The following is a 13,903-nucleotide window of genomic DNA, read 5'->3' on the forward strand; positions in this document are numbered from 1 at the left end:
TCAAGCTTTCCCACGACGAGAGTTCACCATGGCGGGCAGCCTGATCGAACGCACCCTGGGGGTGCTGGAAGCCCTCTCCGAAGACGCCAACGGCCTGCCTCTGCTGGTCGTCGCCGAGCGCCTGGGCATTCCCAAGAGCGCGGCACACCGCATCTGCAATGAGCTGATTCGCCTGGGCCATGTGCGCCAGGACCCGGCCAGCCAGCGCTACCAGTTGACCACGCGCCTGGTGGCCCTGGGCTTCCGCTACCTCTCCAGCACCGGCGCCAGCGACATCGTCCAGCCGATTCTCGATCGCCTGGCCGAAGAGAGCGGCGAGCTGGTGCGCCTCTCGGTGATCGAGGGCAACCGACTGACCTGGATCGCCAAGGCCCAGGGGGCGCGCAGCGGCCTGCGCTACGACCCCGACATGGGCAAGGAGGCGCCGCTGTTCTGCACCGCCAGCGGCCACGCCTGGCTGGCCGCGCTGAGCGACGAGGAGGCCCTGTCCCTGGTAGACGCCCAGGGCATGGAGACCGACCACCCACTCGGCCCCAATGCCCCGCGCAGCAAGGAATCACTTCTCGAACACCTGCGCCAGGCCCGCGAACGCGGCTACAGCTGGACCCACGACAGCATGGGCCCGGGCACCGCCGCCATGGCGGCCCTGGTGCGCCACCCCCTGGATGGCCATCCCCAGGGGGTGCTGAGCATCGCTGGCCCCAGCGTGCGCCTCGACGCCGAGCGGGTGAAGGCATTGGGCCCGGCGCTGGTGACCGCCGCCGAGGAGCTCTCCCAGGCCACGCCCACCTCACAGCTCTTCACCTGACCCGTCACACTCGCTGAACGCGGCCGGGCCGGGGCACAGTCTCGGTCCGGCGTGGCGCTCATGGCACGGAGGCCCGCATGCTCGAGATACTCGCCATCACCACGCCGATCTTCCTGCTGATCGGGGCCGGCTACCTGGCCATGGGCACCCGGCTGGTGAATCGGGAACAGATGCAGGGTGTGGCCACCTTCGTGCTCTACTTCGCCCTGCCGGCCCTGGTGATCCGGGCCCTGACCCAGAACCCCCTCGACGAGGTCCTCCAGCCCCACTACCTGCTGGCCTATGGGCTGGGCTCGGTGGCGGTGTTCGCCTTCGCCCTGTTGCTGACCCTGGGCTTGCAAGGGAAATCACTCAGCGAGGGCGCCATGCACGCCCTGGGCATGGCCGCCTCGAACAGTGGCTTCATCGGCTATCCCGTGGCCGCCATGGTGCTCGGCGCCTCGCCGGCGGCGGTCCTGCTGGCCCTCAACATGGTGATCGAGAACCTGTTGATCATCCCGGCGGCACTGATCCTCGCCGAAGCAGGCCGCCAGAGCGGCACCGGTATCGTCACGGTGGCCCGCAAGACCTTCGTGCGCCTGGTGCGCAACCCCATCCTGATCGGCCTGGCACTGGGCCTGCTGCTGGCGGTGACCGAGACCACCCTGCCGCGCCCCCTGGCCGAGGTCGTCGACATGCTGGCCAATGCCGCCGGCCCAGCCGCGCTGTTCGTGATCGGCGGTACCCTGTTCGGCCTCCAGGTGCGCGGCATGGTGAACGACGTCGGCCAGATCGTCATCGGCAAGCTGGTTCTGCATCCCCTGGCGGTGCTTGGCCTCTTCCTGCTGATGCCGCCAATGGACCCAATGTGGCTATCCGGTGCTCTGCTGTTCGCCTGCGCCCCCATGATCAGCATCTATCCACTGCTCGGCCAGCGCTACGGCATGGCCGGGGTCAGCGCCGCCGCCTTGATGGCCGGCACATTAACGGCTTTTTTTACCCTGAGCCTGAGCATCTGGCTGATGAAGGGCTATGGTCTGCTGCCGACCAGCTAGCTCGCCGATGTAGGGCCATGACCGCGGATCTCTCGGGCGCGCCCCCTCAGCGACGTGCCGAGATATCCGTCTGGCCATTGCAAAAACTGGAATGATGTTCTAGATTGTTTTGGAACACGGTTCCAGTGAGGGTCCGGCATGGCCGACACGCAGCACGACTACGACCTGGTGGTGGTGGGCTCCGGTGCCGCCGGCCTCTCCGCCGCCGTCACCGCCGCCTACCAGGGCCTCGAGGTGGCGATGGTGGAGAAGGCCGACACCCTGGGCGGCGCCACCGCCTGGTCCGGCGGCTGGATGTGGGCCCCGCTCAACCCGCTCGCCAAGGCGGCCGGCATCGACGAGGCCCCGGAGACGGTGCGTACCTACCTGCGTCACGAGCTGGGCGAGCGGTACGACGCGGCGAAGATCGACGCCTTCCTCGACGCCGCGCCGCGGATGGTCGCCTTCTTCCACGACAAGACCGCCCTGCAGTTCGCCGACGGCAACGCCATCGCCGATATCCACGGCGACACCCCCGGGGCCGGCACCGGCGGTCGCTCGGTGATCGCCGCGCCCTTCGACGCCCGTGAGCTGGATCGCCACACCCTGAAGAAGCTGCGCACGACCATGCCCGAGACCGCCTTCCTGGGCATGCCGATCCAGGCCGGGCCGGACCTGATGGCCTTCCTGACCGTCACCCGTTCCTTCACGTCTTTCCTCCATGTGATGAAACGCGTCACCCGGCACCTCTATGACCTGGCCCGTTACGGCCGTGCCATGCAGCTGGTCAACGGCGTGGCCCTGACCGGCCGGCTGGCCAAGTCCGCCGACGAGCTGAGCGTCGAGACCTGGGTCTCCTCACCGGCCAGACGCCTGATCCAGGGAGACGAGCGGGTCTCCGGCGTGGTGGTGGAAACCCGGGACGGCGAGGTGACCCTCAACGCGCGGCGCGGCGTGGTGCTGGCCGCCGGCGGCTTCCCCTGGGACATCGAACGCCGCCGGGAGCTCTTCCCGCGCACCCCCACCGGCCAGGAGCACTGGCCGCTGCCGCCGCCCTCGGCCAGCGGCGACGGCCTGCGCCTCGGCGAGTCGGCGGGCGGCGTGGTGGACACCAGCCTCCACTCGCCGGTGGCCTGGGCGCCGGTGTCGCTGGTGCCCTACCGGGACGGCCGGGTTGGCCACTTCCCGCATATCATCGACCGCGCCAAGCCCGGCCTCATCGGCGTGCTGAAGAGTGGCAGGCGCTTCGTCAACGAGGCCGGCGGCTACTACGACTACGTGGACGCCATGGTCAAGGCGGTACCGGAGGGCGAGGAGGTCTGCTCCTGGCTGGTCTGCACTCACCGCTTCCAACGCCGCTACGGCCTCGGTATCACCCGCCCGGCGCCGGTGCCCTTCAAGCACTGGATCCGTAAGGGCTATCTCAAGCGCGGCAGGACGCTCGCCGAGCTGGCGCGAGCGTGCGGTATCGATGCGGACGGCCTCGCGGCCGCCGTGGCCGACTACAACCGCCACGCAGCCCAGGGCGAGGATCCCGAGTTCGGCCGCGGCGCCACTCCCTACAACCGCAAGAACGGCGACCCGGCCCATGGCCCCAACCCCTGTGTGGCCCCCCTGGACCAGGGCCCCTTCTACGCGGTGAAGGTGGTCCCCGGCTGCTTCGGCACCTTCGCCGGCCTCAAGACCAACGCCCACGCCCAGGTGCTCGATGCCCGGGACCGGCCCATCGCCGGCCTCTACGCCGCCGGCACCGACATGGCCAGCATCATGGGCGGCTACTACCCGGCCGGCGGCATCAACCTCGGCCCGGCCATGACCTTCGGCCATATCGCCGGCCTGCACGCCGCCGGCCAGCGCGATACCGGCTCACCCGAGACAACCAGCGAGAACGCCAATGCATGACCGCACCTTCTCCCTGGCCGCTCTGACCGTACTCGAGCTGTCGCCCCCCGAGCTGGTCGAGGTGGCGGCCCGTGCCGGCTATGACGGTGTCGGCCTGCGCGTGATTCCCGCCACGCCGGAGGAAAATCACTTCCCCCTGGCAACCGACCGCGGCCTGCTCGCACGCACCCGACGGCGACTCGCGGACACCGGCCTGCGTGTCCTGGATATCGAGATCCTCAGGCTCAAGCCCGAGACCGAGGTGGCCAGGGACTTCCAGCGGGTACTCGAGGTGGGGGCCGAGCTGGGTGCCAGTGAGGTGCTGGTGGCCGGCAACGACGACGACGAAGCGCGCACCGTCGACAATTTCGCCGCCCTGTGCGAGCTGGCCAGGCCACTCGGCCTGCATCCTCACCTGGAGTTCATGCCCTGGACCGGAGTCAAGAACCTGTCCCAGGCGCACCGCATCGTCTCCGCCGCCCGCGTGGCCGGTCATGATAACGCCTGCCTGCTGGTGGATGCCTTCCACTTCAACCGCTCGGGGAGCCACCTGGAGGACCTGGCCAGGGTGCCGCGGGAGTGGATGCGCTACGCGCAGCTATGCGATGTAGCCGGCCCGATCCCCGATACCATGGCGGAGATCCTTCGCGAGGCGCGTCAGGAGCGCTGCTTCCCTGGCGACGGCGACACCGACCTGCCGGCCCTGCTGGCGGTCCTGCCCGGTGATGTCCCGTTGAGCCTGGAGGTCCCCACCGAAGGGCTGCGTCGGCAGGGCGTCAGTGCCCTGCAGCGAGCCCGCCAGGCCCTCGCGAAGGCACGGCGGGTACTGGGAGCCGACCACACCCCTTAACAGAAAGATAATTAGCCTGCTAGTATCAATCCCACTCTCCACCGTTCGGGAACTCCATGGCCACGTCCCCGCCGCTGGCACCCGCTATGCCCGCCGATCGCCCCCTGCTCGGCATCGCCTTCATGCTGGCTGCCGGTTTGCTGTTCACCCTGCTCGATACCGGGGTCAAGTGGCTCACCCAGAGCTACTCGCCCGTACAGGTGGTCTGGGCCCGCTATGCCGGTCACATGCTGGTACTGGGCGCCTACCTGCTGATGCTCGGCTGGCCCCGCTGTCGGGCGGTCATGGCCTCCGTCGAGTCGCTTCCCGGGCAGTTCGTGCGCGGCCTGCTGCTGCTCGCCGCCAGCACCTTCGCCTTCCTGGCCTTCCGCGAACTCCCCCTGCTCCAGGTCTATGTGATCAACTTCAGCGCCCCGCTGCTGGTGACCCTGCTGGCCATCCCGCTGCTCAAGGAGAAGGTGACCCCGGCCCGTGGCGCGGCGGTCGCTGTCGGCTTCATCGGCGTGGTGATCGCCGTCGGCCCCGTGGACTGGCGCGCCCAGCCGGCGGCGCTGCTGCCGTTCGGCATGGCCTTCTGCTTCGCGCTCTACCAGCTCGCCACGCGCCGCTTCGGACGCAACGACCACCCGCTGGCGTCGCTGTTCCATGCCGGCCTGGTCGGCGCCCTGGTCAGCTCCCTGGCCGTGCCCTTCTTCTGGTCGCCCATCGCCCTCGGCGACATCCCCCTGTTCCTGGTGGTCGGCACCCTGGGCGCCGTCAGCCAGCTCGGCCTGATCCTGGCCATGCGCTGCGCCCCGGCCTCGCTGGTCTCGCCCTTCCTCTACCTGCAGATCGTCTGGGCCACCCTGTCGGGCCACCTCGTCTTCGGCGACGTGCCGCTGCTCGAGACCTACCTCGGCGCCGTGCTGATCATCGGCGCAGGACTCTTCCTCGCCACCCGACGCGGCTAACGACGGTTCCAGCCCGCCTCGTCAATCGCGCTCGAGGTGAGCCACCCAGGAGTCGACCCCCGGCAGCCCCGGGCTGCCGGCCTGGAAGTCCGGCCCCATGTCGGGCAGCTCGTGGGCGATGCCCTTGTGGCAGTCGATGCAGGTCGCCTCGCCGCTGGCCAGGCTGGTGGAATGGGCCCTGGAGGCCCGCGAGCTCTGCTGGGTGAAGTCCATGTGCTCGAACTCGTGACAGTTGCGGCACTCCAGGGAGTCGTTGGCCTTGAGCCGCGCCCACTCCCGCTCGGCCAGCACGCGGCGCTTGGCCTCGAACTGCTCCTCGGTGCGGATCGAGCCGAAGACCCAGCCCCACACCTCCTTGGAGGCCTCCATCTTGCGCGCCATCTTGTGGGTCCAGTCGTGGGGCACGTGGCAGTCGGCGCACTGGGCCCGCACCCCGGAGCGGTTGCTGTAGTGGATGGTGTCCTGCATCTCCTGCAGCGGGTTGCGCTCCATCTCGTGACAGGAGACGCAGAACTGCTGGGTGTTGGTGGCCTCCAGCGCGGTGTTGAAGCCGCCCCAGAACAGCACCCCGGCGATGAAGCCGCCCAGGGTCAGAAACCCCAGGCTGAAGTGCAGGCTGGGGCGGGTCAGGAGCCTCCAGTAGCGCCAGAGCCAACGTCTCATTGCCCACCTCCCTCACGCTCCAGCGCCTCGGTGAGCACCTCGTCCACCGTGCGGAAGGTGTTGCCCACGATCGGTGAGGCGTCGGTCTGGGGCACATGGCACTGGGTGCAGAAGTAGCGATCCGGCGAGACCGCCGCCAGCACCTGCTTGTCGCGGTCCATGAAGTGGGTGATGCTGACCATGGGCGCCCCGGCGTCCACGGCGTTCTCGCGACTGTGGCAGGTCAGGCAGCGGTTGCTGCGCAGGTCCACCTGGTAGTCGCGGATGTTGTGCGGAATCACCGGCGGCTGCTCGGGGTAGTTGAGCACCTCGCGCCCGGATTCCCGGGACTGCCCGGCCATGGGCGGCGCCGGCAGGCTCTGGCCGACGGTGCCCCCCGGGCGCAGGCCGTCCGGCGCCGAGGCATCGCGCCCCTCGTCGGCCACCCCCATGCCGAGCATGGCCAGGGCGACCATCGCGCTTGCGATTGCGAGCCATTTCATCGTCACTCTCCTTGCCGGGTGCCGTCAGGCGAGGCTGACCAGTTCGAGGCGGACCGCGCACTTCTTGAAGTCCGTCTGCTTGGAGATGGGATCGGTGGCATCCAGCACCAGGTTGTTGATCAGCCGGTTGGCGTCGAAGAAGGGCACGTAGACCAACCCCCGAGGCGGCCTGACACGCCCCCGCGTCTCGGCACGCAGGCGCACCTCGCCGCGCCGGCTCACCACCCGCACCTCGCTGCCACGCCGGATTCCCTGCTCCCGAGCGTCCTCGGGGTGAAGGTAGAGCAGTGCCTCGGGCACCGCCCGGTGCAGCTCCGGCACCCGACGCGTCATGGAGCCGGTGTGCCAGTGCTCCAGCACCCGCCCGGTGCAGAGCCAGAACGGATAGTCGTCATCGGGCCGCTCGGGGGCGGGCTCGTCCGGCACGGCGAAGATCAGGGCCCGATCGTCGGGCTTGGCATAGAACTGCACCCCGGTGCCGGGCTGGACATAGGGATCGAACCCCTCGCGGTAGCGCCACAGGGTCTCCTCGCCGTTGACCACCGGCCAGCGCTTGCCGCGCACCCGGTGGTAGACATCGAAATCATCCAGGTCCTTGCCCTTGCCGCGGCCGAAGCGGGCGTACTCCTCGAACAGCCCCTTCTGGATATAGAAACCGAAGTCCTCCGCCTCCCGGTTGGCATAGCCCTCCTCCATGTCGGCGAGCGGGAAGCGGTCCACCTGACCGTTGGCGTAGAGCAGCTCGAACAGGGTCTTGTCGCGATACTCCGGGGCTCGCTCCAGCAGCGCCTCGGGCCACACCTCATCGACGCGGATGCGCTTGGAGAACTCCACCAGTTGCCAGAGGTCGGAGCGCGCCTCGCCGGGGGCCTCGACCAGTTGATGGAAGAACTGGGTGCGGCGCTCGGAGTTGCCGAAGGCCCCCTCCTTCTCCACCCAGCCCGCCGCCGGCAGGATGAGGTCGGCGGACTGGGCCGATACCGTGGGATAGATGTCCGAGACGATCACGAAGGCCTCGGGGTTACGCCAGCCCGGCAGAGTCTCCTGCTGGGTGTTGGGGCCCGCCTGCATGTTGTTGCAGACCTGGGTCCAGTAGACCTTGATGTCGCCATCCTTGAGCCGCCGGCTCTGCTCGACCGCATGGAAGCCGACCTTCTCGGGAATGGTGCCTTCGGGCAGCTTCCAGACCTCCTCGGCGAAGCGGCGATGCTCGGGATTGGTGACCACCCGGTCGGCGGGCAAGCGGTGGGAGAAGGTGCCCACCTCACGGGCGGTGCCGCAGGCCGAGGGCTGGCCAGTCAGCGAGAAGGGGCTGTTGCCGGGCTCGGAGATCTTGCCGGTGAGCAGGTGCAGATTGTAGATCAGGTTGTTCACCCAGACCCCGCGGGTGTGCTGGTTGACCCCCATGGTCCAGAAACTCATCACCTTGACGTCGGGATCAGCGTAGAGCTCGGCGAGCTGCTCCAGCCGGCTCTCCGAGACCCCGGACTCCCGGGCGGCGCGCGCCAGGGTGAAGTCGGCGACGTGCTCGGCGAACTCGTCGAAGCTCATCTCCGTCCAGCGGTTGGGATCACCGGCATTGGCGGCCGCCTGCTGCCGCGGATCCTCGTCGCGCAGGCCGTAGCCGATATCGTCCACGGCGCGCACGCAGTTGGTGTGGCGGTCGACGAAGTCCCGGTCGACCCGGCCGGACTGGATGATGTGGTTGGCGATGTAGTTGAGGATCACCACGTCGGCGTTGGGATGCATCACCATGGGGATGTCGGCCAGGTCGAAGCTGCGGTGCTCATAGGTGGAGAGCACCGCCACCCGGGTGTCCGGACGGGAGAGCCGCCGGTCGGTGACCCGCGTCCAGAGCACCGGGTGCATCTCGGCCATGTTGGAGCCCCACAGCACGAAGGCGTTGGCATGCTCGATGTCGTCATAGACACCCATGGGCTCGTCGGAGCCGAAGGCGCGCATGAAGGCGAACACCGCCGAGGCCATGCAGTGGCGGGCATTGGGGTCGATGTTGTTGGAGCGCAGGCCGGCCTTGAACAGCTTGCTCGCCGCATAGCCCTCCCAGATGGTCCACTGGCCCGAGCCGAACATCGCCACGCTCTCCGGGCCATGCTCGCGAATGGCGGCCTTGAACTTGTCGGCCATCAGGTCCAGCGCCTCGTCCCAGGAAACCGGCTCGAAGTCACCGTCCTTGTCGTAGACGCCGTTGCGCTTGCGCAGCAGCGGCTGGCGCAGGCGATCCTCGCCGTAGAGGATCTTCGACAGGAAGTAGCCCTTGACGCAGTTCAGCCCGCGGTTGACCTCGGCCTGATTGTCGCCGTGGGTGGCGACGATGCGGCCGTCATAGGTGCCGACCATCACGCTGCACCCCACCCCGCAGAAGCGGCACGGCGCCTTGTTCCAGGCGATCCGGGTCAGCTCGGCGTTGGTGATCAGGTTGCTCGCGCCGGCGGGTACGGTCATGCCGGCGGTGGCCGCGGCAACGGCGAGGGCATTGGCCTTGGCGAACTCACGACGCGTCAGTTTCATGACATGGTCTCCTGGGAATCGTCGGCGGTCTGCGGGTCGAGCAGTTGGTGATAGACCAGCGCCGCCCCGAGCACGCCGGGGCGCTGCTGTACCGCATCGATCAGGGCGAGGATGCGCCCCTCCTCGCGGCTCTCCATCACCACCACCAGCTTGCCGGCAGGATCCTCGCCGCCGAGCTCGGCATCGGGCTGGCGGGACAGCCAGCCGGCCACCGCGGCCAGCCTGTCCGGGCGCACATGCACCAGGAAGCTGGCGATATGCAAATGCTCACTGGACATGGCGCACCTCCGGCGAGGACATGACGATGGCATCAGTGGGGCACAGCGCCTGGCAGGCTCCGCAGCCGGTGCAGGCGTCGCTGTCGATTCGTGGCCGCGGGGGGCGGCCGAGCTCGGGGAGAAAGCGGATGGCACGCCACTCGCAGGCATCCTGGCAGCTCTGGCAGTGGATGTTCGCGAGGGCCAGGCAGTGCGACTGGAGCTCGGCCCGCCAGGGGAAGGGCGGGCGCGCGGTATCGAAGACGGACGCCTCGCAGGCCTCGATGCAGGCGCCACACAGGGAGCAACCCTCATGCTCGAAGCGAATCTCCGGGTAGCCGCCGCCACCGCGATACAGCACGCTTTCCGGGCAGGCGTCGATGCAGGCAGCGCAGCCCGTGCAGCGCGCGAGAAAGTCGTCGCCGGTCCAGGGCGGGCGGCGCACGGGGCCGCGTCCGCTCAGCGAACGGAAGAACTGGCGACGGGTGCTGTCATTGCCGCGATGGTTGTTATTGTCCGGCTTGTGCATGCCATGGCCCCCGGTTCAGGCCGGCGGCCCGGGCGGTCCGACGAAGAGCTGGTACATCCAGACGGCGAAACCGTAGCCCCCGACCACGGCGATCGCCAGGATCGGAAACAACAGGATGGCGATGAACAGGAACAGCCTGAGCTCCTGTCTCCTGCGCACCTCCGGTGCGGCGGTATCCGGCTCCTCCATGGCGACTCCCCCTCACGATGGCGGCTATTGCCTCCCGTTGTCCTTCAGGGTAGCCAACATTAGCGGTTTGTCAGCTCACGACGAGCGCACACGCAACGGGCCCACCGATCGCTCGGTGGGCCCGGAAGGAGCAGCAGGCAGAGGTCGCTCAGGCCGGCTGCGCGGCCGCGATCACCGCGTCCAGCGCCGCCTGGTAACCCCGGGTGCCGAGCCCGGCGATCACGCCGTCGGCGCGCAGCGAGACATAGGAGTGATGGCGGAAACTCTCGCGCTGGTGCACGTTGGAGATGTGCACCTCGAAGACCTTGCCCTCGAAGGCATTGAGCGCATCGAGAATCGCCACCGAGGTGTGGGTGTAGGCCGCCGGGTTGATGATGATCGCCCGGGTGCCGTCGAGGCGCGCGGCGTGGATGGCGTCGATCAGTTCGCCCTCGTGGTTGCTCTGGAAGCTCTTCAGCTCCCAGTCAGCGAGCACCGCCTTCTCGCGCAGAGCGTTGTTCACATCGTCCAGGGTCTCGTGGCCGTAGATCTCCGGTTGGCGGGTCCCCAGCAGGTTGAGGTTGGGGCCGTGCAGGACCAGTATCTTGCCCTGGCTCATGAGTCGGTCTCCTTCAGCAGTTCGCGGCGGTAGTGGGCGAAGAGGGTGGCGGCCTGCTCGTCGGCGGCGGCGCGCTTGGCCTCATCCTCGCAGAACAGCTTGAAGGCGTCGACGCCCTGGAAGACGAACAGGCTGACGCCGCTCATCACCGCCGCGCCGGCGGCCTTGGCCGCGGCGACGAACTCGGTGACCGCCGGCACGTAGACCGCATCGAAAATCCAGTGGTGGGCCGCCACCAGCTCCTTGGGCAGCGGCCAGCCGGGGCTCTTCTCGTGGCCGATCGGAGTGCAGTTGACCAGGCCATCGCAACGCGGCACCGTCTCGGCGAGCCGCTCGGGCGTGATGGTGGAGGCCATGAAGCCCTGGGCTTGGAGTTCGCCGGCCAGCTGGTGCGACTTGGCCGGATCGAGGTCCATCAGGATCACCTCCGTGGCGCCGAGCTTGCCGAGGCCGAAGGCCACCGCCTTGCCCACCCCACCAGTGCCGATCAGGAGCACCCGGCCCGGCTCGCGTTCGCCGAGGGTCGCCCGGAAGCCGCTCATGAAGCCGGTGAAGTCGGTGTTCTCGGCGATGATCTCGCCGCCCTCGAACACCAGGGTATTGGCCGCGCCGACCATCCGCGCCCCCTCGCTGGGTCGAGTCGCGAGCCTCACCGCCTCCTCCTTCCAGGGATAGGTGACATTGACGCCACGATAGCCCGCGTCGATCACCTTCTTCACCTGGCTCGCGAGCGACACGATGGGCTGTTCGTTGGCGTCGAAGAGGTCATAGGTGGTGGGGATGCCGGTCAGCTGGCCGAGCCGCACGTGCAGGTCCGGGGAGCTGGAGTTCATGATGGCCTTGCCGATAAGACCGAGCTGCATGGTTATCTCCTGATTCAAGGGCTAGCGCTGGGCGGCCTGGGCGGCGAGACGGATACCGGCGTTGGCCGCACCGAACTGCTGGTAGCCACCACGGCGTTCGACGATCTCGAAGAAGAAGCGGCCCGAGAAGGTCTCGGTGTAGGCGTGGAAGAATTCACCCTCGTCGTTGCGATCGTAGAGGATGTTGCGCGTCCGCATCGCCTCCAGCAGGGACTCGTCGAGGCCATAGCGGGCCTCCAGGTCGTCGTAGTAGTTGCGGGGAATCCGCAGCAATGGCAGGCCCCGGGCCTGCAGCTCGTCCACGGTGGCGAAGATATCGCGGCTCTCGAAGGCGAGCTGCTGCACGCCGCCACGGAACTCGCTGAGGAAGCGCCCCGGCTGGGTCTCCTGGGCCTGGGAGACGGTCAGCGGCAGGCGGATACTGCGATCGGGGCTGTTGACCGCCTGGCTGATCATCATGCCGCGGGGGTCGACGATCTCGTGCTCGGCCTCGGCCTCGAAGCCGAACACGGTGCGGTAGAAGAGCTGCCAGCCGAGCAACTGGGTGGCCGGCAGCACGTAGGAGAGGTGATCGACCCGGGTCAGGCCGGCCTCGTTGCGGCTCTCCTGGTCGAAGAGCTCGAAGTCGGTGCGCCACTGCAGATCCGCGGCGGCCTCGTCGTCCACCAGGTAGATCAGGCTGCCCTCGATGCCGCGCAGCGCCGGGATCTCCATCTCGCCCTCGCCCACCTGGCCGCGGAAGGTCCGGGCCTTGAAGGCACGGGCGCGATCCTGCGCCCGCTCCACGTCGTCGACGCGGAAGCCCACGGCGCACACCGAGGTGCCGTGCAGCAGGCGGAAGGTGTGGGCGAAGCTGTCGGTCTCGAAGTTGAGCACCAGGTGGATCTCGCCCTGCTTCCACAGCTCCACGTCCTTGGAGCGATGGCGCCCCACGTGGCGAAAGCCCAGGGCGTCGATGAACTCGCCCAGGGGCGCGGCGCTCTCCTCGTCGAGGGTGAATTCGATGAAATGGATGCCGTTGTAGCGGGGTGCCGGGGGAATATGGCTGGCCCAGGGCCCGTCCTCGATCAGGTTCTCGAGCAGGATCAGCGAACGCAGGCCGTCCAGCGCGGTGACCTCGGTGGGGGCGGCGCGGAAGGCATCGCTGAAGATCTCCAGCGACAGCGGACCGTCATAGCCGGACTTCGCCAGCGCCGCCATGAACGCCTCGAGCGGCAGGCGCCCCTGCCCCGGGAAGCAGCGGAAATGGCGGCTCCACTGCAGGATGTCCATGTCCAGCAGCGGGGCATCGGCGACCTGGACGAAGAAGATCTTCTCCCTGGGAATCTTGCCGATGGCGGAAAGGTCGTGGCGCCGCGAGAGGATATGAAAGCTGTCGAGCACCACGCCCAGGCTGGGGTGATCGGCGCGCCGCACCACCTCCCAGGCATCGCGATAATCGGAGATGTGCCGCCCCCAGGCCAGTGCCTCGAAGCCGACGCGAATGCCCCGCCTGGCGGCACGCTCGGCCAGTTCCCGCAGGTCCGCCGCGGCCAGATCCATGTCGTCGACGGCCTGGGGCGAGACGTTGCTGCACACCAGCAGGAAATCGGTGCCGAGCTGTGCCATGAGATCGAACTTGCGCTCGGCACGTTGCAGGTTACGGCTGCGCTGGGGCTCGGGCATGGCCTCGAAGTCGCGGAACGGTTGGAAGGCGACGACCTTCAGCTGCAACCGTTCGCACAGCTCACGCACCTCCTCCGGGGAGCCGTCGAAGGAGAGCAGGTCATTCTCGAAGATCTCCACGCCATCGAAGCCGGCACGGGCGATGGCTTCCAGCTTGGTCCTGAGGTCGCCGCTCAGGCAGACCGTCGCAATGGCACGCATCCTCATTCTCCCAAGGTACCGCGGGACCGGTCAGCCAACCTGGCCGACCCGGGTCTCCTCTTGTGACGTGGCGACCGGCATCCGGACCTGGGCCACATTATCTAGAACTCGGTTTCGATGTTCGCATAGCGACCGCTAGTTCGCAAGATGCACGATGACGGCCATCACGGTCACTGACGACTACTATAGAAGGACACGCTGGTCCTGCCCCGCCCGGAAGGCCGCCGCGCCCGCCGGTACCCGGTCTCGCCCCTTCCAGGCCTTCAACCTTCGTCGTAGATGGCCACATCCCCATTGACACTACTGGAAGGGAGTTCTAGTGTTCGCTACTAGCACTTACGTTCGACAAGCGAACATCGTTTGCCCAACAGCCCCTCCACCAGAGAGGGGCCGCTGCCCGACCCGGGCAGCGATCACAACAAACA

14 protein-coding genes are annotated in these 13,903 nt (G+C 68.1%); 5 read left to right on the forward strand and 9 right to left on the reverse strand.

Translation table 11 applies throughout. The features are described from left to right. Positions 1-28: 28 nt before the first annotated feature. The 5 genes from AC5W54_RS07900 (at position 29) to AC5W54_RS07920 (ending at position 5,502) form a co-directional block, all read left to right on the forward strand. On the forward strand, positions 29-808 hold the full coding sequence (locus AC5W54_RS07900; RefSeq protein WP_495961526.1) for an IclR family transcriptional regulator: 780 nt from the start codon (positions 29-31) through the stop codon (positions 806-808). A 77-nt stretch (positions 809-885) separates the two neighbouring features. Then, entirely contained in the window at positions 886-1,842 is a 957-nt protein-coding gene (locus tag AC5W54_RS07905; protein ID WP_495961527.1) for an AEC family transporter, read from the forward strand. A 138-nt stretch (positions 1,843-1,980) separates the two neighbouring features. After that, positions 1,981-3,723, forward strand: coding sequence for an FAD-dependent oxidoreductase (locus AC5W54_RS07910; RefSeq protein ID WP_495961528.1), 1,743 nt, complete (start codon positions 1,981-1,983; stop codon positions 3,721-3,723). After that, a complete protein-coding gene (locus AC5W54_RS07915; protein WP_495961529.1) occupies positions 3,716-4,552 on the forward strand; it encodes a sugar phosphate isomerase/epimerase family protein in 837 nt (278 codons plus the stop codon). The genes AC5W54_RS07910 and AC5W54_RS07915 overlap by 8 nt, the downstream gene beginning before the upstream one ends. 56 nt (positions 4,553-4,608) lie before the next feature. Next, the gene (locus AC5W54_RS07920) at positions 4,609-5,502 is read left to right on the forward strand and encodes a DMT family transporter (protein WP_495961530.1); all 894 of its coding nucleotides are present in this window, start codon (positions 4,609-4,611) and stop codon (positions 5,500-5,502) included. Between the two features lie 21 nt (positions 5,503-5,523). Here AC5W54_RS07920 and AC5W54_RS07925 read toward each other — a convergent pair whose 3' ends face one another. From AC5W54_RS07925 to AC5W54_RS07965, 9 genes are all read right to left on the reverse strand, one after another. Continuing rightward, the gene (locus AC5W54_RS07925; RefSeq protein WP_102629530.1) at positions 5,524-6,165 is read right to left on the reverse strand and encodes a NapC/NirT family cytochrome c; all 642 of its coding nucleotides are present in this window, start codon (positions 6,163-6,165) and stop codon (positions 5,524-5,526) included. Beyond that, entirely contained in the window at positions 6,162-6,647 is a 486-nt protein-coding gene (locus AC5W54_RS07930) for a nitrate reductase cytochrome c-type subunit (RefSeq protein ID WP_102629531.1), read from the reverse strand. The genes AC5W54_RS07925 and AC5W54_RS07930 overlap by 4 nt, the downstream gene beginning before the upstream one ends. 24 nt (positions 6,648-6,671) lie before the next feature. Next, positions 6,672-9,176: a nitrate reductase catalytic subunit NapA gene (napA, locus tag AC5W54_RS07935; RefSeq protein WP_495961531.1), complete on the reverse strand. Its 2,505-nt coding sequence runs from the start codon at positions 9,174-9,176 to the stop codon at positions 6,672-6,674. Then, entirely contained in the window at positions 9,173-9,454 is a 282-nt protein-coding gene (locus tag AC5W54_RS07940) for a chaperone NapD (RefSeq protein ID WP_495961532.1), read from the reverse strand. Before AC5W54_RS07940 ends, napA begins: the two co-directional genes overlap by 4 nt. Continuing rightward, the gene (gene napF / locus AC5W54_RS07945; RefSeq protein ID WP_495961533.1) at positions 9,444-9,962 is read right to left on the reverse strand and encodes a ferredoxin-type protein NapF; all 519 of its coding nucleotides are present in this window, start codon (positions 9,960-9,962) and stop codon (positions 9,444-9,446) included. Before napF ends, AC5W54_RS07940 begins: the two co-directional genes overlap by 11 nt. Positions 9,963-9,977: 15 nt before the next feature. After that, positions 9,978-10,151, reverse strand: a complete 174-nt coding sequence (gene napE / locus AC5W54_RS07950) for a periplasmic nitrate reductase, NapE protein (protein WP_495961534.1) — start codon at positions 10,149-10,151, stop codon at positions 9,978-9,980. Positions 10,152-10,299: 148 nt separating this feature from the next. Beyond that, complete coding sequence (aroQ, locus tag AC5W54_RS07955; protein WP_495961535.1) at positions 10,300-10,749, reverse strand: type II 3-dehydroquinate dehydratase; 450 nt, start codon at positions 10,747-10,749, stop codon at positions 10,300-10,302. Further along, positions 10,746-11,612 carry a shikimate dehydrogenase family protein gene (locus tag AC5W54_RS07960; RefSeq protein WP_495961536.1) on the reverse strand — a complete coding sequence of 289 codons (867 nt, stop codon included), beginning with the start codon at positions 11,610-11,612 and terminating at the stop codon, positions 10,746-10,748. The genes aroQ and AC5W54_RS07960 overlap by 4 nt, the downstream gene beginning before the upstream one ends. Before the next feature lie 21 nt (positions 11,613-11,633). Beyond that, positions 11,634-13,478 (reverse strand): bifunctional sugar phosphate isomerase/epimerase/4-hydroxyphenylpyruvate dioxygenase family protein, encoded by a 1,845-nt coding sequence (locus tag AC5W54_RS07965; RefSeq protein ID WP_495961537.1) that lies wholly within the window; start codon positions 13,476-13,478, stop codon positions 11,634-11,636. Between the last annotated feature and the right edge of the window lie 425 nt (positions 13,479-13,903).

The sequence above is a fragment of the Halomonas sp. LMYGS-3 genome (assembly GCF_059509875.1).